The 19,501-nt window shown below is 58.4% G+C and carries 19 protein-coding genes; 10 read left to right on the top strand and 9 right to left on the bottom strand.

Going from position 1 to position 19,501, the window contains the following annotated elements; all coding sequences use genetic code 11:
* Positions 1-8 precede the first annotated feature (8 nt).
* The 5 genes from FIU93_RS12485 to FIU93_RS12465 are packed head-to-tail and all read left to right on the top strand — an operon-like array spanning position 9 to position 4,771.
* Positions 9-680, top strand: coding sequence for an amino acid ABC transporter permease (locus FIU93_RS12485; protein ID WP_152505741.1), 672 nt, complete (start codon positions 9-11; stop codon positions 678-680).
* Positions 680-1,417, top strand: a complete 738-nt coding sequence (locus FIU93_RS12480) for an amino acid ABC transporter ATP-binding protein (protein WP_152505740.1) — start codon at positions 680-682, stop codon at positions 1,415-1,417. The genes FIU93_RS12485 and FIU93_RS12480 overlap by 1 nt, the downstream gene beginning before the upstream one ends.
* 27 nt (positions 1,418-1,444) lie before the next feature.
* A complete protein-coding gene (locus FIU93_RS12475) occupies positions 1,445-2,728 on the top strand; it encodes a cysteine desulfurase-like protein (RefSeq protein ID WP_152505739.1) in 1,284 nt (427 codons plus the stop codon).
* The gene (gene hydA / locus FIU93_RS12470) at positions 2,725-4,152 is read left to right on the top strand and encodes a dihydropyrimidinase (protein WP_152505738.1); all 1,428 of its coding nucleotides are present in this window, start codon (positions 2,725-2,727) and stop codon (positions 4,150-4,152) included. Before FIU93_RS12475 ends, hydA begins: the two co-directional genes overlap by 4 nt.
* Positions 4,153-4,174: 22 nt before the next feature.
* Entirely contained in the window at positions 4,175-4,771 is a 597-nt protein-coding gene (locus tag FIU93_RS12465) for a hypothetical protein (RefSeq protein ID WP_152505737.1), read from the top strand.
* A 2-nt stretch (positions 4,772-4,773) separates the two neighbouring features.
* On the opposite strand, the gene FIU93_RS12460 is transcribed toward FIU93_RS12465, so the two are convergent.
* The gene (locus tag FIU93_RS12460) at positions 4,774-5,451 is read right to left on the bottom strand and encodes an SDR family oxidoreductase (protein WP_152505736.1); all 678 of its coding nucleotides are present in this window, start codon (positions 5,449-5,451) and stop codon (positions 4,774-4,776) included.
* 50 nt (positions 5,452-5,501) lie between these two features.
* Positions 5,502-5,678, bottom strand: coding sequence for a hypothetical protein (locus FIU93_RS31385; RefSeq protein ID WP_023003345.1), 177 nt, complete (start codon positions 5,676-5,678; stop codon positions 5,502-5,504).
* Between the two features lie 245 nt (positions 5,679-5,923).
* Here FIU93_RS31385 and FIU93_RS12455 point away from each other — a divergent pair, with 245 nt between their 5' ends.
* The 4 genes from FIU93_RS12455 to FIU93_RS12440 all read left to right on the top strand — a co-directional run bounded on the left by FIU93_RS12455 (position 5,924) and on the right by FIU93_RS12440 (position 9,371).
* Entirely contained in the window at positions 5,924-7,237 is a 1,314-nt protein-coding gene (locus tag FIU93_RS12455; RefSeq protein ID WP_152505735.1) for an oligosaccharide flippase family protein, read from the top strand.
* 17 nt (positions 7,238-7,254) lie between these two features.
* Positions 7,255-8,091 carry a hypothetical protein gene (locus tag FIU93_RS12450; protein ID WP_152505734.1) on the top strand — a complete coding sequence of 279 codons (837 nt, stop codon included), beginning with the start codon at positions 7,255-7,257 and terminating at the stop codon, positions 8,089-8,091.
* Positions 8,088-8,987 (top strand): hypothetical protein, encoded by a 900-nt coding sequence (locus tag FIU93_RS12445; protein WP_075282386.1) that lies wholly within the window; start codon positions 8,088-8,090, stop codon positions 8,985-8,987. Before FIU93_RS12450 ends, FIU93_RS12445 begins: the two co-directional genes overlap by 4 nt.
* A 150-nt stretch (positions 8,988-9,137) precedes the next feature.
* A complete protein-coding gene (locus FIU93_RS12440; protein ID WP_055655984.1) occupies positions 9,138-9,371 on the top strand; it encodes a hypothetical protein in 234 nt (77 codons plus the stop codon).
* 146 nt (positions 9,372-9,517) lie between these two features.
* Here the strand turns inward: FIU93_RS12440 and FIU93_RS12435 are convergent, their stop codons facing one another.
* The 4 genes from FIU93_RS12435 to FIU93_RS12420 all read right to left on the bottom strand — a co-directional run bounded on the left by FIU93_RS12435 (position 9,518) and on the right by FIU93_RS12420 (position 12,999).
* Positions 9,518-9,985 (bottom strand): ABZJ_00895 family protein, encoded by a 468-nt coding sequence (locus FIU93_RS12435; RefSeq protein ID WP_152505733.1) that lies wholly within the window; start codon positions 9,983-9,985, stop codon positions 9,518-9,520.
* A gap of 260 nt (positions 9,986-10,245) precedes the next feature.
* Complete coding sequence (locus tag FIU93_RS12430; protein WP_152505732.1) at positions 10,246-10,767, bottom strand: hypothetical protein; 522 nt, start codon at positions 10,765-10,767, stop codon at positions 10,246-10,248.
* Positions 10,768-10,879: 112 nt separating this feature from the next.
* Complete coding sequence (locus FIU93_RS12425) at positions 10,880-12,094, bottom strand: hypothetical protein (protein WP_139314102.1); 1,215 nt, start codon at positions 12,092-12,094, stop codon at positions 10,880-10,882.
* Between the two features lie 197 nt (positions 12,095-12,291).
* Complete coding sequence (locus tag FIU93_RS12420) at positions 12,292-12,999, bottom strand: metallophosphoesterase (protein WP_055655991.1); 708 nt, start codon at positions 12,997-12,999, stop codon at positions 12,292-12,294.
* A 382-nt stretch (positions 13,000-13,381) separates the two neighbouring features.
* Here FIU93_RS12420 and galE point away from each other — a divergent pair, with 382 nt between their 5' ends.
* Positions 13,382-14,410: a UDP-glucose 4-epimerase GalE gene (gene galE / locus FIU93_RS12415; RefSeq protein WP_023003336.1), complete on the top strand. Its 1,029-nt coding sequence runs from the start codon at positions 13,382-13,384 to the stop codon at positions 14,408-14,410.
* Positions 14,411-14,485: 75 nt separating this feature from the next.
* Here the strand turns inward: galE and FIU93_RS12410 are convergent, their stop codons facing one another.
* Genes FIU93_RS12410 through FIU93_RS12400 form a run of 3 tightly spaced genes read right to left on the bottom strand, consistent with a single transcriptional unit; the run spans position 14,486 to position 19,497 of the window.
* On the bottom strand, positions 14,486-15,295 hold the full coding sequence (locus tag FIU93_RS12410) for a glycoside hydrolase family 16 protein (RefSeq protein ID WP_152505731.1): 810 nt from the start codon (positions 15,293-15,295) through the stop codon (positions 14,486-14,488).
* Between the two features lie 15 nt (positions 15,296-15,310).
* Positions 15,311-16,654: a polysaccharide pyruvyl transferase family protein gene (locus FIU93_RS12405; RefSeq protein ID WP_152505730.1), complete on the bottom strand. Its 1,344-nt coding sequence runs from the start codon at positions 16,652-16,654 to the stop codon at positions 15,311-15,313.
* Between the two features lie 41 nt (positions 16,655-16,695).
* The gene (locus FIU93_RS12400) at positions 16,696-19,497 is read right to left on the bottom strand and encodes a glycosyltransferase (RefSeq protein WP_023003333.1); all 2,802 of its coding nucleotides are present in this window, start codon (positions 19,495-19,497) and stop codon (positions 16,696-16,698) included.
* Positions 19,498-19,501: the final 4 nt, after the last annotated feature.

Genomic DNA, 19,501 nt, shown 5'->3' with positions numbered 1-19,501 from the left:
GACTTTTCATGGACCTCTTCGAAACGTTCTTCAACGTTCCGGTCTTCATCCGAACGTTTCCGCTCCTCATGAGCGGCCTTGTCGTAACCTTGCAAATCGGGGCAACCAGTATCGTTGCCGGCCTCGTTCTCGGGCTTTGCCTTTCCCTTGTGCGCATGTACGGCTCACCCTGGATACGTGTACCGGCCGCCATCTATATCGACATCTTCCGGTCAATCCCGCTGCTCGTACTCCTGATCGTCGTCTACTACGCCCTTCCATTCGTCGGCATCAGACTGTCACCATTCCTGTCCGCCACGCTCGCGCTGACGCTCGTGTCCGGCGCCTATACCGCAGAAATCTTTCGGGCGGGCATTCAGGCCATCCCCGTCGGACAGTTTGAAGCCTCGCGCGCACTTGGCCTGTCCTACAAGGACATGATGGTCGACGTCGTGCTGCCGCAGGCCATCAAGATCGTTATCCCGCCACTGACGAACAACTGCATCAACGTGATGAAAGACACCGCATTGGCCTCCGTCGTTGCCATGCCGGACCTTCTCAAGCAGGCGACCCAGGCCCAGGCCCTTGCCGCCAACCCCACGCCCCTGATCGGCGCTGCCATCATCTATCTCGCGTTCCTGTGGCCTTTGGTTGCCCTGGTCTCGCGCTTTGAAAACCGGCTCGGGCGGAGGAATGCGTGATGCGAAACATCATCGAAATCGAGAACGTTACCAAGCACTACGGCGCCTTTGCCGCGCTCAGCGACATAGACCTGGCGATCGGCGAAGGCGAGGTCGTCTGTGTCATCGGCCCGTCCGGATCCGGCAAATCCACGCTGATCCGATGCATCAACCTTCTGGAGAGCTATTCCGACAAGGGCAGCATTCGGGTCGACGGCATTCCGGTGCAGCCCGGACCGACACTGGGCCAGGTCCGCGCCGAGGTTGGCATGGTGTTCCAGTCGTTCAATCTTTTCCCGCACATGAGTGTCCTGAAGAATGTGATGCTGGCCCCCATGCGCGTGCGCAGGACACCGGCTGCGGAGGCTGCCGCGAAGGCTCGCGAACTCCTGGCCCGCGTCGGCATTGCCGAACAGGCAGACAAGTTTCCCGGCCAACTGTCCGGCGGTCAGCAGCAACGTGTTGCCATTGCCCGCGCACTGGCAATGGAACCCAAGGTGCTCCTGTTCGATGAACCGACCTCGGCGCTCGATCCGGAAATGGTGGGCGAAGTTCTCGACGTCATGCGCCAGCTTGCCGGAACCGGCGTGACCATGGTCGTGGTCACCCATGAAATGGGCTTTGCCCGCCAGGTGGCCGACAGGGTGATCTTCATGGATGGCGGCAGGATCGTGGAAACCGGAACACCGGCGCAGATTTTCGACACCCCGAAAGAACAAAGAACCCGCAATTTTCTAAGCGCGGTCCTCAACCACTGAAATTTACTGCCTTTGCTGGAGCCAACCATGCCAAACAATGCACAACTGGACATCGCCTGGGTCCGGGATCAATTTCCGGGACTGAAATCGGACTGGGTCTTTTTCGACAATGCCGGCGGATCGCAGATCCTCAACCAGGCAGTCGAGCGGATCAAACAGTTCCTGCTCGAAAAAAACGTTCAGATCGGCGGTAGCTACGAAGTTTCGAAGGCCGCCGCGGCAGCCCTCCTGGAAGCGCGCAAGGCCGGTCAGCTTCTGGTCAACGCCTCCCGTCCTGAAGAGATCGTCTTCGGCCATTCCACCACCGTGCTGATGCAGAACCTTGTCGAATCCATGCGCCGCCAGTTGGCGCCGGGGGACGAGGTGATCGTGACCAACGCGGACCATGAATCCAATATCGGCCCCTGGCTGCGGCTGGAGGAATTCGGCATCAAGGTGATCTTCTGGCAGCTCGACAAGGACAGCCTGACCCTGCACCTGGATGATCTCGGCAAACTGATGAACGAACGCACCAGGCTCGTTGCGGTTCACCACGTCTCCAACATCCTGGGTGAAGTTAATCCCGTTCGCGAAATCGCCGATTATGTGCATCACAGAGGTGCCAGACTGTGCGTCGACGCGGTCGCCTATGCGCCGCACCGGGCGATCGACGTGCAGGAACTGAACGTCGATTACTACATCTTCAGCCTGTACAAGACCTTCGGTCCGCACATCGCGATGATGTACGGCAAATACGACCACCTTCTGGAGCTGGACACGCTCTACCACTATTTTTACGGCAAGGACAAAGTCCCGGGAAAACTGGAAGCAGGCAATCCGAATTATGAACTTGCCTATTCGCTGACAGCCATCACTGCCTATCTGCAGGAACTCGGGAAACGATGCGGAGCCCCTGCCTCGTCCGAGCCGCGCGCCCTGATCGAGACCGCCTTTTCTGCCATCGCGGCGCAAGAGATTGCCTTGACCCAGCGCTTTCTCGACTGGGCGAAGCAACACCCGGACATCACGATTGTCGGGCGTGACACGGTTGGAAACGGCAACAGGATCGCAACCATCAGCTTCACGGCAAAAGGCTGGGCGCCGGAGGCACTGTGCCGGAAGATCGACGAATACCATGTTGCGATCCGCCATGGTGATTTCCATTCCCGGCGCCTGATCGAAGACCTCGGGCTGGCCGAAGCCGGAGGCGTCGTGCGCCTGTCCATGGTCCATTACAACACGCTTGAAGAAGTCGATCGCCTGACCAACGCCCTGGATAAAACCCTCGGTCAAGAAGCGTCTGGAACAGCACCTGTGAAAGCATCGGCATGACGGCACCCTCCTTCGACACAGTGGTGCGCGGTGGCACCATCGTCACCGCTGCCGATGTCTATCAGGCAGACATCGGCATTACGGATGGCAAGATCGTGGCAATCGGGCGTGATCTGCAGGAAGCAGACACGACCATCGACGCGACCGGCTTGCTCGTGATGCCGGGCGGCATCGACAGTCACGTCCATATCGCGCAGCCGTCAGGCGAAGGCATTGTCATGGCGGACGATTTCGAAAGCGGAACAAGGTCGGCGCTTCTTGGCGGGAACACGACGGTAATGCCTTTCTGCCTTCAGCAGAAAGGCGACACCCTGCGCGAGGCGTTGAAGGGATATCATGCTCTCGCAGAGGGCAACTGTTTCACCGACATCAGTTTTCACATGATCGTCTCCGACCCGACGCCCCATGTGCTTGGCCAGGAAATGCCGGCACTTGCGGAAGAAGGCTATACGTCGATCAAGGTGTTCATGACCTACGAAGGCCTGCGCCTGCGCGACGACGAAATCCTGGCCACGCTGGATGCGGCCAAACGCTCCAGACAGGTCGTGCTGGTTCATTGCGAAAACGAAGATGCCATCCGCTACCTGATCGGACGGCGTGAAGCAGATGGCGACACCGCCCCGTACCACCACGCCACGTCTCGCCCGATCGCCGCTGAGCGAGAGGCAACACACCGGGCCCTGTCTCTGGCCGAAATCGTTGATACCCCGATCGTGATCGTCCATGTTTCGAACCGCGAAGCGATGGAGGAAATATCGCGCGCAAGGCTGAGAGGCCAGAAGATCGCCGGTGAAACCTGCCCGCAATACCTCGTTCTGACGGCAGACGATCTGGATCTTGAGGATTTCGAGGGTGCGAAGTTCGTCTGTTCGCCTCCTCCCAGAGACAAGGAAAGCCAGGACGCCTGCTGGTCCGGTCTGGAAAACGGCGTGTTCGACCTTTACTCTTCCGACCACTGCCCGTTCCGGTTTGACGACCCCGGCGGCAAGAAGACCGAGAAGGGAATGCAGTCCTTCAGATGGATCCCGAACGGCATTCCGGGTGTTGCGACCAGACTGCCGATATTGTTCTCCGAAGGCGTCAAGACCGGCCGGATCGACCTCAACCGCTTCGTTGCGCTGACGTCCACCAATCACGCCAAGCTGTATGGTCTCTATCCGCAGAAAGGCACCATCGCGGTCGGTTCGGATGCCGATCTGACCGTGTGGGATCCGGAACTCAGGAAAACCATCACCAACGACGACCTCGGCCATGGCGCCGACTACACGCCTTACGAAGGCATGGAGGTGACCGGATGGCCCGTGAAGGTTCTTCTGCGCGGCGACCTGGTGATGGAAAAAGGCGTGCCCGTTCTTGGCAAGGGCCGGGGCAGATATCTTCCCCGTAAACGAAGCAATCTGATCAACGGCGAAACCAGCCTGTAAGTCCTGCCCGGCATCATCCGGCGTGTCGCTGTTGACGGCTGATGATGCCGGGCCAAAACCCGGAAAAAGAAACGCAGACCATTTCAACCGGGAAGGGATCTGGATTGACACCGACGGTCAGGTCGGCGAGGATTTTCAGATGATCCGAATGTCTGCTTTAGCCTCCCGGCTAAAAAGGCGGCTCCTGCCTGTCGACAGGCCGCCTGATCAGTTAGTGGGTGATCCGGACGCCCCGTATATTTTCCGTTGGCGCTTGTGGCCGAAGAACCCGCTCATCAACGCGTATTTACACAATGTCGTACGGGCTGACGACGAGGCAGCCCTGCACGACCACCCCTGGCCGAGCGTGTCGATCATGCTTGCCGGCACGATCGATGAGACTTTCGCTGCCCGTAAAGGCGAGAAGGTGCGCAAACTGCGTGCCGGAGATGTCGTACTCCGTAATTCCCGCTTCGCGCACCGTCTGTCTCCCGTCCTCACCGAACCGGCCTGGACCCTCTTCATCACGGGGCCGCGCGTGAGGGAATGGGGCTTTCATTGTGCCCAGGGCTGGCGTGACTGGAAGACATTCGTCGAGGCCAGAAAAGGTGGCAAATACAACGGCTGCGACGATCCATAGGATTATTCGGAACGCGTCTCGTCCAGAATGACATCGGTTCCGACGCAACCGGTTGCCCGCTGCAGGATCAGCTCATGAATGCATTGGGCAACATGTGCGGGCGGAAGCCCGGTGCCCCCGGGCTGAAGCTGCAATTGGCCCGGTATGACGGTGTGCAGGGCAATACCCAGTCCCTCCACCTCTGGCCGCAGGGCCTGGCCGAATGCGATCATTCCCGCCTTGGCTGCGCTGTAGACAACGGCTTCACTAACGGGCCGAAGACCGGCGGTAGAGGCGATCTGCACGACAACGGCCTTGTTTGAAAGCTTCAACGCCGGAATGGCGGCGTGGGTAAGAAGGATGGCGGACTGAAGACTGGTTTCCAGCACGCGCAGCAGCAGTTCCCGGGAAGACGGTGCGAAGGGCTGGAACCCATATGCAGCCGCACCATGGATCAGGACGTCGAGCCCGCCCATTGCAGTTGCCGCCTGCTGGACAACAGTTTCGGGTGTGGTTTTTGAAGAGAGATTTGCTTCGATGATGTGGGCGGTTCCGCCCCTGGCGTGTATCTCATCCGACAATTGCCGAAGAGACTCCGCACTGCGCCCAACCAGGGCAAACTCGAATTCCGGGCTGGCAAGGCGTTCGATCAACGCTCGCCCAACCCGACCACTTGCGCCTGTCAGCAAAATCCGTGACATGCGTTTATCGGTACTGATTCAACCGGGAAGCCAAAACGACAGACCCGGTATCAGCGACCTGTGGTTTTATCCTCGTCGCAGCCAAATCCGACCACACGACCTGCTTCTTGCCCCGTCAACTGGCGCGGCGTGGAGCCGGCAAGTGCAACGGTTTCCGACGGATCAACAAACTCGATGTCGGCTTCAACTTCGGTATTGCGCTCGATATTTGCTTTCGCTTCAGACATATCTAGTGCTCCTTGTTTGCAATTTGCAGTTTCAATCCTGCACTCATACCTACTAGATTGTCCAGAGCGATCTCGCGATGTGGTGAATTTTCTGAAAGCGACTTCAGCTGTCAGGCGGCGATAGACTGATAATCTGCAACCGGAAACGATCAACAGGAAGACTGCGTGTCGAAGGCAACTGACGGGCTCGAATTTCAACGAAAGCGGCACGTTTTGGCGTGGATGCCGATATCGCGGGTCTCTGCATGACATCGAGACCAGTGCAATTGGCCGTGATCAGCATAGCCGGCTACGGGTTGGCTCTCCTGACGAACCTGCTTCTGTCCAACATGCTCGGGACAGAGCTCTTCGGAGACTATCAGGTTGCATTCGCCCTCTTGTCGCTGCTGGCCTCCCTGTCACTGTCCGGAACGGATATGGTGGCTTCGCGCTACCTGCCCACCATGCGCAAAACGGTGAACCTCGAGGGTATTCGGGCATACTGTGCCTGGAACCGCAGCCGGATACGCTTCGGCTTTTCAATCATCCTGGCAGTCTATGCAGTGTTTCTGGCAATCGCACTTGCCACACATCTGGCCGATTACAAGCGCTTCGAAGAGTACCATCTGGCTTTTCACAGTATCTGGATTGCCCCGATTGCCGCACTTTCGCTTCTGACCGACCGATATCTCGTCGCCAGCGGGTACCCGCGAACCGGAAGCATCCTGGGCTCGCTGGCCCTTCATCTTGTGCTGCTTTTCTGTGTCGCCGCGGCAGTGTACGGGCTGCGGCTGTCGGTCTCGAGCAGCAGCGTCATGATCGGTATCCTCGTGGTATCGTTTGTGTTCCTGGGGCTCCTGCATGCCGTCATCTTTCGGACCGTTGAGCCCGAGATATACGGTGCATGGTGGACACCGGCGCGGGGCGCATCCGCCGAACACCACAGGGCCTGGTCACGGACCAGCAATCGAATGCTGATCATGCGGGTCAATTCACTGATGTTGTGGCACCTCGACCTCTTCATCGTCGAAATCGCCTCGCCGAACGAAGCCGCCACAAGTTTATATGCGGCAGTCCTTCTGGTGGTTCGCATCATGCAGCTTATCCCGACCACCATATCCTTCATGATCCGCCCGTTGTGCGGTGCTGCCGCCGACGACCGGTCGCAATGTCCCAAATTGCAAAAGGCAATCAACGAGTCGAATGCCGTCGTCCTGGGGATCTGCTCACTGCTCCTGGCCGGGATGCTAGTCGGCGGACATTTCATTCTGAATGCCTTTGGCCCTGGGTTCTCCGAAGCAACGACTGCACTCGCGATGGTTGCTGTCGGAGCCTTCATTGAGGCCTTGACGCGGCAGTCCCTCGTGATCCTGCAGACCATGGGTCACGAACAGGTCGCGACCCGCATCTCGACGGTCAGTCTCGTTATCGTGCTCGGGGGCGGGTTCATCGCCACCTACCTCTTTTCATACAACGGCATGGCCGCCGTGACCGGTTTGGTCTTGGCGGGCAAGGGTTTGATATCCTATGCTTTTGCTCGAAGGCGGCTTCCTGAGATCCGTCCTCTGAGCGTCATTTGAAACAACGCGGAGGTGTGATGATGAAGACAGACAATCCATATCAACACTTGATCGAGGCCCTTACCCCACCTTCTGGCGAAATAGATTCATTCATCGAATTGGGCAGCATTCTGCGGTCACTCGATCCGCAACGCATAAACGGCCTGTTGCTGGATCTGCTGCACGTTGTGCGCGAACGCGGCAGCTTGCCGGCACAGCGGGAAGGCAACGTCTACCTATGCCGGACCGATCAGTTCAGCCTGATGCTGCGCTTCAGTGGACAAGGTGGCCGGCAACCGGTCTACACCGCAAACGAGTTTGACGCCTTCGTGTTGAACCTGTCACCAAATGACGTGCACATACCGCGGCTGGAGTGCGGGCTGGATCGCAACAACCTTCATCAACGCCCGCCCAGCCTCAAGCGCCGGGACAGCGACCTCGTGCTGAAGGCACATGACGTCTATGACGCCCCGGCGTTCGGCGACATCATCGACATTGCCGCCGCCACGCCGATCGCGCCGTTGTTGATCGTGCATTCCCCGCCACGGGCCCACAGCACCTGGACCTTCGACCGCGAGACACTGGAGCCACTGCAGCAGGTCAGCACCGATCTGCATGCCTCGCGCATGCAGATGGTTCTCCAACTGCTTCAGGCCATGCAACAGATCGATGGACTTGAAGAACCGCTGGCCAAAATGGTGCATTCGAACATGGCAGGTTTTGCACGCTGGGATGCCTTGAAGCTGCTTCATCGCTGTGCGCCACAGCAGGCTCTCACCGCTTTGCACCAAATGGCGCACAGTGACCGCGATGCGTCGCTTCGCGAAGCGGCGCGAGCAACCCTTGCAAGAACGATGGACGGGGATGCGGCATGACCGAGACATATTTTCCCGAAGGGAACGAGACCCTGACGCTTGATCAGTTCGTTGAAAGGCTGGAGGCATCCGGCATCGTTCCGGATCTTCGCGCCTCCCGCTACACTCCGGAAGCAATGTCGCGCGTTGCCGAATGGATGGCTGCATTGGCACGCGATCCAGATGTGCTGCGCGGTCTGCTTGTCGATGGTCTGGCGGATTTTCTGAACTACCAGGTCGACAACGATTTCAAACCGTCAACCTTGATGCTGCACAAGGGCGACGGGTATTCCCTGCGTGCCGTCCTGTGGATGCCGCCAAGCCCTCAACATCCCCCTGAAATCTTTTCCTATTACGAAACCCATGATCACAGCTTCGATTTCTTCACGGTCGGCGCTTTCGGTCCCGGGTACCGCACCCAGTTGTACGACTACGAATACGAGAACGTGCGCGGCGTCCCGGGAGAACTTGTTCCCTTGAGGTTTCAGGAGGAAACCGGGCTGCCACCAGGCAAGGTGATGTACTATTACGGCAGCCGCGATATTCACACGCAGCTCCCGGCGCCCTCGATCTCCGCGTCCATCAACCTGCTCCTGCCCAAGACATATCCGGCGCACCGCCGGCAATACGAGATGACCCTGGAAGAAACGCCGGAAGGTGTCTTCGGCAAGCTTATCGCCGGGAATGTCGATCGACAGGCGCAGGAGCGCGCGTTGTTCGAAACAGCAGCGGCGATGGGCGATACCGATCTTCATGAGGCCTTGCGCGACATTGCAAGACATCATGACACGCCGCAGGTGCGGGCACTGGCCTGGCAATCCCTGTTGCCCAACAGCAAGCATCTCGCCGAGGATGTCGGCCTGGTCCGCGACGATGGAGATCCCCATGTTCGTGCCGCCCTTTCGCAGTGGGTGTAGCGCGCTGAGATTTACCAGCCTGGCAATGTGGTGCCTGCGCCGCCTTGCCGGCAACCATCCGAAGCCGTGGAGGTTGGGGAGGATCAACTCCCTTTGGATCAGGTCGGAAAATGTGGTAATCGCCAGCCAAACAACATCGGGAATGCACCATTGAGCGAACTGACCGTAGCGGACGCAACGAACCGCGTTTATGAATCCCTGCAGGCCGACAACGAAGATATCGACCTGCATATCGCTGCTCTCAAGGAAGCGTTGAAACGCGAGGGCCAGAAGGAAGCCGTTTTTGATCCGGCAAAGCTCGTCCAGAACAACCGCTCCGGACGCAAGCTTTTGCAAGCCTACTTTCGCCAGCGCGGCGTGAAGGTCACCTTCGCGGCTGCCTGACACGAAACTGCCGTTGGGCTGCCTGCCTCACTGAACCCTGTATCGATGCTCCGGACGTCCGACCGGGTAATCTCCACTGGAGCCGCCGCCTTGGTTTTCACCTGTAGGCGGCGGCGCCCTGCGAAGTCTCCAGACAGGTTTCCACCTCACTCGAAAACAGTACTGCTCTGTTCCTGTTTTCTCAGGTGGGCTTTCTCTGCATATCGAGCGCCGCTCGTAAACAGGTACCGTTTCGCAACCAGGGAAATCGCGAACACAAAGATCAACAGCGGCACCACAATGACCATGAGGGAGCCGAGCCCGTTCGCAAGTTCGCCTTGCGAAAGAAGAAACCATACGAACACCCCGGTAGTAATTACCGAAATGGCCAGTTCAACAAGCGCCATCTGAAAAGCGGCCCGCCAGGCGAAACCGCTTTCGGGGACGATTTCGTACTTTTTGTAAAAGTGTCGCCCTGCGTCGGTTGCAGCGCCAATTATGGCACCGATCTGGTTCACCGAACCGCCCACGCTGATGCCGGTTAGCGTTTCCAGAATGACACTGAAAATAGCCAGGGCGATCAACAGCCCTGTGTACACCAACGCAAATCTCACCAATCCAACACTTTTCTGCACAATGACCCCCAGGACTTGAAAACACTTTTTTTGATAGCACCGGGACAGGCAAAACATGCCCCATGCGGCCCCGCCCCGGCATTCGATAGTGGAGAATTCCGGCGACGGCCGTCCGGCTAATAGAAGCTAAATCTTAAGTTGCAATTTCCAGAACCACTTGCATTGACGACAAATGCGTATCCGGTGCTGCATCTTGGGGAGTGTCTCCAACAGGGCACACGTACCTGCCTAAAGTCTGGACCACGTCATCAACCCGACACTTAACTTGGAAAGACGCAGTTTCTTGCTTCTTCGGCTATCGCGTGACGAACCTTTTGCTCGATCTGCTTGCGCTCCGGACCCTTGATACCTTGCTCATCCAGAAACATTGAAAGGATGCCAGTGGCCCTGTTTGCCAGGAAGTCAGCTCTTTCCTGGCTGCCATCAATCGTTGTATCGAAAACAGAAAGCGCTGCGTCCATTGCCGCAGCTTCACGGTCCACGGGCTTGGTCACAGTCGTTGCCGGGGTGACATCTGCCGTTGTTGTAGAACCGTTTCCAAGTTCGCCAAAGCGCCTTGCTATCTCTGCATCGAATGCCGCCCAGGTTGCTTCCCGTTCGGCCGGTGTCATTCGATTTTCCGCTTCGGCCCGCGCAAGCAGGTCAACCATGTCCCGCCGCACCTGAACCAGCCCGAATGTTGGCCGGACTGCTTCATCGAAATCCGCAAGGCCCTTTTCCAGCCAAGCCGCTGCATCGAACGGATCACCGGTTTCGGGATCCCTGGCTTTGGCGGAATGCATTTTTTTCCAGAAGCCCAGCAGCCCAGTCATCAAGCAGCCCCATCCATCAACGCCTCAGGAGGTTCAAGTCCGATCTTTTGGTTCCGGATATTCCTGACTTTTCGAAGATATTTCAAAGTCCGGGGAACCTCTCCCAAACATCGAGCAGACCCATGCGTTTTCCCTCGTCGACAAGAGTGCCTGCAGCGGCGAGCTGGCCGTCAGGCATCCGCAGAAGATCATGATAGACGAGGTTGGCGCCCCCAAAGTGGGCAATAGGTTCGAGCTTGTGATTCAGGAATATGACGTAACCCGCGTCGACCCCGTCGCTTGTGTCGCGAAAGGCCACGGAGACCGCGATCGTGCATTTTACCGGATCGAGAGAGTTCGTCCGTTCCTTGCAACTTCCCTCCATGTCCATCAGGTAGCTCGAGCCGCCTTTGGCGCTCACGAACGCCCGGCTGGTAGTTGGACTGGTTACAACAGCATCGTTTCCAGCTTCCTTGGCACGCCGGACATGCACACCGTAAAAGTTCTTCAGTGGCCAGAGACCGTACACGTTGCTGACGGCATCTATCAGACGGGCACGACTGACCGGCCCGCTATCTCCCTCTCGCCTCCAACGCCCGTTCGGGTCTTCCAACTTGGGCGAAAAGATGCTTGCTTGACCGCGCTTGAGAATGTCCCCTCCCTCGACCATTGAGAAATGGGTGGCGGTGTGATCGCCCAGAACAGCGAAGAAGACCTCCCTTCCGCTGACTTGACCGATGGAGACGCTGTCCAGACGTGCGCCTAGTGTTGTTTGCAGCGTGGAAACCCGGCCGTTCTTGACCACGTGCAAGAGCACACCACCGTCATTGGGGGCTTTGGCAACAGTGACCGAAAAACCGCCGGCACTGTCTCCGGCAACTGGCTCCGGACTTGCCTTGGTTCTTTCGCTCGTCAGTAGTTTGCGCTTTTTGTCCAGGTCGAAAAAGTCAATCGGTCCGAATGCTCCGGTAAAGACAGAGTTTCCTTGTTCTGCAGGCCCGGTAATGCCGCGATACTCCCTGTCCTGAGGACGGCCGACTTCTACGATGTTCGTGGTGCGGTTGGTGCTGGGATTAACGATCGTGACGTAGCGGCTCGTGTCACTGTTGCCCAGCATCGATAAGGAGCTAGAGCCTACTGAATTGAGGCCATAGAGCGTATGAATACCCTGGCGGAGATCACCATTTATCCGTTTCGAAGGCAGGAGCCTTTGCGACTTCGCCCATTCGAGAGCAGTGGAAGGTGCTTGTTGCGCAAAGGCATTGGAACCAAACAAAATAAATGCGGCCGCGAAGGCGCCGGATATTCCAATCTTCATGTACTCTCCCACACTTGGTGCAGGCAGAGTCAAGATCGAACCTGACGCTTCGTCAAGTAGCTTTTCCTCAGGAATGGGAGTGGGACGGCAGGAACCTGCTTGCAGTATCGTTCACTGCTAATCACCAGGCTTACAACATAGATTTTGGGTGTGATGCCAAACGTGTATTCCTGGTGGCAGCGGTTCACGCAGGTCAACTAGCAGGGCACGGACACGAACGTCCGGCGACCGTTTCCGTCAACGACCAGGGCGGTCAAGGCACCGCCATGAACTGCTCCCGTATCGATACCTGTAGCAAACGGAAACATAGCCGGCCCTTGCATGAAGGGATTGTGGCCAAAAATGACGTGGCCGAAACGGCCATCATAACTGTCTGCCCAGAATGGATCACCAGCCGTTTCATGCCCTTGAACCAGGAAAGCACCGGTGTCGGCGCTGACAAACCGCGTACGCAGTATCTTGCGAAAGCTGCGACGGTCCTTGCCTTTCAGCTCAAGCGCTTCGTCCAGACTGGTTGGAAACGCAAGCATGTCTCCGGGAATACCGCCATGAACGGCGAGAATGTCATGCGCGTCCAAACGAAAAAACGGTACAGCGCTTTCAAGAAAGGCGACATCTTCCGGGGCGAGCTGAGCATTCAGGGACGCCAGTTCGCCGTTTCCAGCTTCCTGCTCCGCAGCAACCGTGGGGCGGACAGCCAGATTGACACGATAGCGCGCATGCAGATCTTCATGATTGCCCTCGATGAGAACGGTTTCGAAGGCTGCCTCATCCTTCATTTGGCGGACCATGCGCACAACGCCGGCAGCATCGGGGCCCTTGTCCACCAGATCACCCAGAAAGACGACCCTGTCACCGGCATCGGGAGCAAGCTTTTCAATAAGCGCAGCCAGAGCTTCACTCATTCCATGAACATCGCCAATGAATATGTGCCTGTTTACCATGGTCTGACAGGTATAAAACAGCGCGTTTCATTTCAATACCTTGCCTGAACCACGCTCTTGCCGGACCACCGCGCGGTATACAGCCGGCAGCTCCAGGTGCCTCGATTGTCCGATCATACGGTCGGACGCACGCCTGGAACGCCAACTGTCCGAGCACGTTCAGATCAATTGGACGGAAACACTTCAAAACGCCACGAAAATATGTTCATTTTGCCTCGATCTTGAGGCCTTATTTCAGCCCAACAAATACTGATGAATGCATGACATCGAACAACAATAATCGTTTGATATTCTGGGCTGAATTTCCTTTCCGTTTTCTCCGTCGAAGCCAAAAGAGGTTTGGATGACTGTACTCATTACCGGCGGTGCCGGTTATATCGGCTCGCATTGCTGCGTGGCTTTTCTTCAGGCCGGGCACGACATCGTTGTGGTGGACAACATGTCCAACGCGAGCCAGGTCAGTCTCGAGCGGGTAGCAGCCATCACCGGTGCGAAGGTATCTCTGGAAACAGCCGATATCCGGGATCAGTCGCGGATGGAGGAAATCCTCAAGCAGTACCGCTGTACGGCGGTGGTGCATTTTGCCGGCCTGAAAGCGGTTGGTGAATCCACCAAGATCCCCCTCGCCTATTACGACAACAACGTCGTGGGAACTCATCGCCTGCTGTCGGCGATGGCCAATTGCGGCGTGAAGCAAATGATCTTCTCGTCCTCGGCGACCGTTTACGGCGACCCGCAATTCCTGCCCCTGACCGAAGATCACCCGACGAGCGCCGTCAATCCCTACGGCCGCACCAAGCTGATGATCGAGGAAATGCTGCGCGATGTCGCCGCCAGCGACCCCTCCTGGCGCTTCGGCATCCTGCGCTATTTCAATCCGGTCGGCGCGCATGAAAGCGGGCTGGTGGGCGAAGATCCGCAAGGCATCCCGAACAATCTCATGCCCTTCATCACCCAGGTCGCGGACGGTCGCCGGGAGGAGCTTTCGGTCTTCGGCAACGATTACGACACGCCGGACGGAACCGGCATCCGCGACTACATCCATGTCATCGATCTGGTCGAAGGCCATCTGAGGGCACATGAAGTGCTCGGATCAGGCTCCGCCCCGTCCAATTGTTTTGCGGTCAACCTTGGCACCGGCAACGGCTACAGCGTGCTGGAGATGGTCAAGGCATTCGAGCGGGCCTCCAACAGACAGATTCGCTACTCCATCGCTCCCCGCCGGGAAGGCGATGTGGCACAGTGTTTCGCAAACACGGAATTTGCGGAAAAACTGCTCAACTGGAAGGCCGAGCGCGGCCTTGAGGACATGTGCCGCGACACCTGGAACTGGGTCTGCAAGAACCCGCGCGGCTACGAAACCGTCGCCTGACCAGGTCTGACGCCTGACATGTTTGAGCCGGCAAGCGGACTTGCCGGCTCAATTCATTGGCGGAGCCAATCGTTTCTAGGCTGAAGTGTTCTGAAACACTCTCACGGTGCGGATACTGGTTGCAGCTCCGGCAACGTCACCATCGTTCTTGCCGGCAAAGGGCGCGACCGCATTGCTGAGAAGCAGCAGCGCTGGCGTGTGAGCAAAATCGTTGGGTGCGTCAAAGACCTCCATGTCATCGACGTAGAAACGAAATCCCTGCCGGGTCCAGAGCATCGCATAGCGGTGAAAGGTGTCGTCCAGCCGAATATGCGCCCGGTAACTTGCGGCAAGCACCTTCTTTTCCGGGCGCCACCGGCGGGCTGAGACCTGAACGATGTTCGGATATTTGACTTCGGCCACATCCAGTTCGAAATGTGTGTCGCCCTCCGTCTCGCGATCGGATATCAGCCAGAAGGCATTGTTGACACCGGCCTCGCGCGCGATGCGCATCTCGCACTCGAAATAGCCGTAAGTCTGGCGGAAGGTCCGGGTCCGAACGTAGCCTCCCGTGAAAGGCCGTTTCGGATCGGCCTGATGGCCGAGTTTGAGGTCGAGTTCGCCTTCCTGCATCACCACGTTTCTCGGGTAGCGCATGGTTGGATGACCGTCCCCTCCGATCCGCATGCGGTCCCAGGTTTGCTGAAACCGGTGGAGGTCGTCGAAATCATCCTGGAAGGTCAGCTGCCAGTCGCCGTCCATCCGCTGCAGAGGGGCAGGCAGGTCGTTCGAGGTTAGGGCCAGCAAGCTGCGGGGCGACGCAAGAAGCGCCGCCCCCGCCATGCCACCGGCTGCCGCGCCGGTCAGAAACCGGCGACGGCTCAGCACAGGTCCGGGTCGTGTCATGATCCCGCGAACCGGTCAGCTTGCCAGTTTCGCGCTGGCGTCCGGCGATGTCTTCTCGCGAAGCTTCAGTTCCAGGTTCCACGCGCGGCTGCGCAAGGTCTCGATCTCGCTGGTCATGAAATCGACCTCGCCCCGGAACCAGTCCGTTACTTCCTCGGTCGTCTGGTCGATCTTCACAAGGTTCGGCTTGACCAGCGGCTGCTCAGGCGGCGAGGCCACCGGTTTTGCGAGCACGTGGTTGAGGCCGTTCTCGGTGAGGAAGCGATGGTACTCGGCATAATTCAGCCGGTAGACATGCTGAACCTTGGAGAAGTCGGCGCTCTCGAAGATCTTTTCCAGGTTGATCGGCATGTAGTCTTCGATCTCGACGGAAGGGATCGCGAACAGCGTCGACAATTCGCGAATGCGGGAATCGTAGGTGAAGAACACCGCGGGAATGCCCTGGTGCAGGCCGATGACGTTGCCGTGCAGGCGGAAGCCGACCAGAACGTCGACATTGTCCCGCGCATCTGCCGCCCATTCATCAACGTCGAAGAATGCCTGCATCCGCTCGCTCATCAGCGCCTCGACATCCTTGTCGCCCTCCAGATTGTACTTTCCGAGGATCGAACGGATGTGCTTCTGCTTGGCTTCGCCGGTCTCGAAGATTGCCAGCGTTTCCTCGCGCTCGCCCTGGGAATAGAGACGATTGGCCGGCCGCTTTGCCACAGCCTCGATGAGCGCCCGTTGCATGCGGTTGGTCTTGGTGGCGTTGGACGCATAGTCGGCGGAAAGATACTTGTTCAGCGTCAGGCCGACACGAGCGTTGGCCGGATCCAGCGGCTTGATCTCGATGGACGGCCTCAGATTGCGGTAGAAGCTCGGGCAGCCGATGATCCGGATGTTCTTGATGCCGATGTCGTTGAAGACCTCGGCGCTGTAGACACCGCGTACGCCGATCGTTTCGCATTTGTCGGCGATGATCTTCCATGCCTCGATGCTGCCTTTCGGCATTTCCAGCTTCTTGTATTTCGCCGCCTGGGCGCCGACACCCACCGGGACGATCGGTCCCTTGAGCTTCTTCAGGAGCGGAATGACATTGCCGATATCAACCGTCTCTGTGAGGTAGTTGGATCCGCGAATGACGGTGGCGTCATAATCGTCGGTCGGCCAGAGTTTCTCGTCGGCCGCATGGGCGAACTGCACGTTGGTGATCTGGTCGTAGGCAAGCGCCTTCAACATCGCGTCATAGACGAGAACGTCGCCCGTGTTGATCCCGCCGCGTGCAAAGGTCGACAGGGGATCATCGATTTTCAGAAATGCCGACTTGTTGCCCGGCTTGACGGCAGCGCCGCCGTTGAGAACGAAGAGCTTCTTCATGTGAACTGCACCTTTCAAAAATGTGGGCTCGGGCCCTTCGATTACCGGACGGACGTCTGACGTCCGCGTTGCTGCCAGAGCGTTGCTCCGTCAGCGGCACTCCCCCGGACGGTCGTTTCGGATGAACTGGAAATCTGCGCCACCGGCGCCTTGGTTCGGCGGATGCTTTGCAGGCGATCCGGGAACCAGTTGTGCAATTGCCGCAGGAACGGCTGCAGGCTCTTTTCCCAACTGCGCTCTGCACTGCGCTGCGACGCGTTGGTCGAAAGGGTTCGAAGCAGCCTTTCCGACTTTGCCAGTGTTTCGAGCGCCGTGATCAGATCATGGGTCACCACGCCATCGTCAGAGGAGCGCAGCAACAGGCCATCAACCTTGTTCTCGATCAGCTCGCTTACGGCCCCCACATCGGTGGCGACAGGCACACAGCCAAGACGTTGTGCCTCGATGATCGTGAGCGGCGCACCTTCCCATCTGGACGGCAACACGAAGGCATCGGCCCAGGCCAGCAATCGGCTGAGCCTGCGACTGTCATAGATCGGCGGATCGACCCGGATACCGAGTTCGGCAAACCGCTCCTTCCAGGAACCGCCTGCCCCTGCGTCCATGACGTCGGAACCGACAATGCGCCAGTCGATGTCGACACCCTTGCGCTTCAGGGCACGAGCCGCAGCAAAGATCCGCTCGATGCCTTTCTGCCTGTCCAGCCGTCCCAGGAACACAGCCCGCAGGCGGCCATCGCGGTCTTGCTGACGGTTGTCCGACAGCCGTTTGGCTTCTTCCGGCGCCATTGGGTAACCGGCGGCATTCGGAATATGAAGCAGCTTGGCAACAGGCACGCCCATGCCGTGCAGCCACTCCGCCATGTCCCGCGAGCAGGTCAGCACACTGTCGTAGATGTGCTCATAGGCAAGCGTCAGATAGGGATGGCCCGCCGGACGGCCGAGTTCGGAACTGTCCAGCACATGCACGTAGTTGACGACCTTGACCCCGCGCCGGCGAAGTTCGCCGAAAATGGCATTGGCCGGGGCAAGCTGGTTGTTGATCACCACATCAAGGCCGGAAAGGAACCCGAGAACCTGTTCGGCCCGCGCGTTTTCGTCATGCCCCATCAGCAACTCGTGGCCGGAGAACATGTTGGGACCACCCCACAGAGGATAGTCGTCGGCCAGAAAGTTGATGGTGTCGAACACCCCGTCGTTGTCGGAGATGTGGTTGTAGACCGGCTTTCCGAACACATAGAGGTGGACTTCGCACCCGGCTTTTTTCAGAACCCGGGCAGCCGCGTAGGCAACCTTCTCGACACCGCCGAACGTGGCGATCGGCAACAACAGACCGACCCTGAGGGGCGCGCCCTCACGGCCAAGACGCGGCATGATCGGGGCTGCCCCCGCACTGTGCCGCAGCAGCTCGAAATACTTGCTGCGGTTCGGGAAGTAGGCAGAACGCCAGATCCAGCGTTCGCCGGGCCCGTGGCGATAGCCGGACTCGCGCAGGGCCCCCAGCGTGGCCAGAAGGCTGTTGGTGGCAGACAGGGCGGTGCCCTGAATGTCTTCCGCCGAGAACGGCCCACGCACGACGACTTCGGCTATCTTCGGTGCCGGGTTGGCACCTCTCAATGTCCGGATCCAGTCGTCGGACTTGTCCTCGACACATTGCTTCATGATGTCGAGCGAGCACATCCAGCCAAGCGGCTTCTTGGCAAGTTCCTTGCCTTCGCCCAGCTCGTTCACCTCAATCGCCAACCGGTCCTTGTCGCTTTCGAACCGAAGCGCGACAAAATGATGGGACGCCGACAGGCGCTCGGTCAGCCACAAGACGTTGTGCAGCAGACCGCAGCTTTTCAGCGCGTCCCTGTGTGCCGGCGACATCCACAGCCAGAACGGAGGTACGCCGTAGGTTTCCGGTTCGGCTTGCGCTGCCCAGAAGGTCTTCACGAATTCCTCGATGCTGCGCTTCTTGTGCGCAACGACAGGATCGGTGAAGAGATCGACCAGGTAGGTATCTGCTCCGAATGCAACGAACCGTGGCGCTTCCTCGTGCTCCCAGCCAAGCAGCGTCTCGGTGGAGAACAGCTTCTTGTGCTTGTCCTTGATGTATCCAAGGATGCTGTCACGGGTTCGGTTGGAATCGCGCAACATGCTTTCGGCGCGCTGGCGGTACTCGAAGCCGAAGAAGGGATAGTTCGCTCCCTTGAAGCCATGAGAAATCGCCTGCAGCCAGAAATCCCAATCCTCGAAGCCGGACTTCATGCTCTCGTCGAAACGAACCCCGGCGTCGAGGAGGGATCTGGAGACCAGGCTGCCGGCCTCGCAGATATTGTCGAAGGTAACGTGCAGAAGGCGCGAATATTCCGCCGTATAGTTGCCGTTCCACTCGATCCCGAACTTGTCGATATTGGGATAGACCCAATCCACGCCATCACTGGATTTCATGAAGTCGAGAAGAACGCGGATCGCCGAGGGTGTGATCCGGTTGTCGGCATCCAGGAAATAGACCGCTTCCAGATCGGAGAAGCTGCGCAAGGCAAAGTCGATGCCGTAGTTGCGCGCAGAACTCAGACCGCCGTTGGCCTTCCGCAGGTAATAGACATTGTCGTAGGCGAGCGCATAGGCCCGCCCCGTTTGCCCCGTTTCGGGAAAGGGGCAACCATCGTCAACGATCACGACCGCGATGTTGAACGGCGCCTGCTGGGCCAATGCCGCGTCGATGGCCTCGGTCAGAAGGACCGAATGCTTGTAGACCGGAATGACGATGGCGACCGTGGCCGAAGCCGTGCCGGAACCGCCGAACTGTGCGTAACGCACATTCGGCAAGCCCGGTCTTGATCCAGTGTGCTGGAGCATGCCG

Origin of the sequence: Labrenzia sp. THAF35 (genome assembly GCF_009363595.1) — a bacterium.
GTDB lineage: Bacteria > Pseudomonadota > Alphaproteobacteria > Rhizobiales > Stappiaceae > Roseibium > Roseibium algicola.
The sequence above is the reverse complement of the archived record's forward strand: the minus strand, read 5'-3'. Positions and strand labels throughout refer to the sequence as shown.

Excerpts from the sequence above, each read along its gene's own strand:
- FIU93_RS12485 (WP_152505741.1), top strand. The coding sequence starts at position 9 with ATGGACCTCTTCGAAACGTTCTTCAACGTTCCGGTCTTCATCCGAACG.
- FIU93_RS12480 (WP_152505740.1), top strand. The coding sequence starts at position 680 with ATGCGAAACATCATCGAAATCGAGAACGTTACCAAGCACTACGGCGCC.
- FIU93_RS12475 (WP_152505739.1), top strand. The coding sequence starts at position 1,445 with ATGCCAAACAATGCACAACTGGACATCGCCTGGGTCCGGGATCAATTT.
- hydA (WP_152505738.1), top strand. The coding sequence starts at position 2,725 with ATGACGGCACCCTCCTTCGACACAGTGGTGCGCGGTGGCACCATCGTC.
- FIU93_RS12460 (WP_152505736.1), bottom strand. The coding sequence starts at position 5,451 with ATGTCACGGATTTTGCTGACAGGCGCAAGTGGTCGGGTTGGGCGAGCG.
- FIU93_RS31385 (WP_023003345.1), bottom strand. The coding sequence starts at position 5,678 with ATGTCTGAAGCGAAAGCAAATATCGAGCGCAATACCGAAGTTGAAGCC.
- FIU93_RS12455 (WP_152505735.1), top strand. The coding sequence starts at position 5,924 with ATGACATCGAGACCAGTGCAATTGGCCGTGATCAGCATAGCCGGCTAC.
- FIU93_RS12450 (WP_152505734.1), top strand. The coding sequence starts at position 7,255 with ATGATGAAGACAGACAATCCATATCAACACTTGATCGAGGCCCTTACC.
- FIU93_RS12445 (WP_075282386.1), top strand. The coding sequence starts at position 8,088 with ATGACCGAGACATATTTTCCCGAAGGGAACGAGACCCTGACGCTTGAT.
- FIU93_RS12430 (WP_152505732.1), bottom strand. The coding sequence starts at position 10,767 with ATGCATTCCGCCAAAGCCAGGGATCCCGAAACCGGTGATCCGTTCGAT.
- FIU93_RS12425 (WP_139314102.1), bottom strand. The coding sequence starts at position 12,094 with ATGAAGATTGGAATATCCGGCGCCTTCGCGGCCGCATTTATTTTGTTT.
- FIU93_RS12420 (WP_055655991.1), bottom strand. The coding sequence starts at position 12,999 with ATGAGTGAAGCTCTGGCTGCGCTTATTGAAAAGCTTGCTCCCGATGCC.
- galE (WP_023003336.1), top strand. The coding sequence starts at position 13,382 with ATGACTGTACTCATTACCGGCGGTGCCGGTTATATCGGCTCGCATTGC.
- FIU93_RS12410 (WP_152505731.1), bottom strand. The coding sequence starts at position 15,295 with ATGACACGACCCGGACCTGTGCTGAGCCGTCGCCGGTTTCTGACCGGC.
- FIU93_RS12405 (WP_152505730.1), bottom strand. The coding sequence starts at position 16,654 with ATGAAGAAGCTCTTCGTTCTCAACGGCGGCGCTGCCGTCAAGCCGGGC.
- FIU93_RS12400 (WP_023003333.1), bottom strand. The coding sequence starts at position 19,497 with ATGCTCCAGCACACTGGATCAAGACCGGGCTTGCCGAATGTGCGTTAC.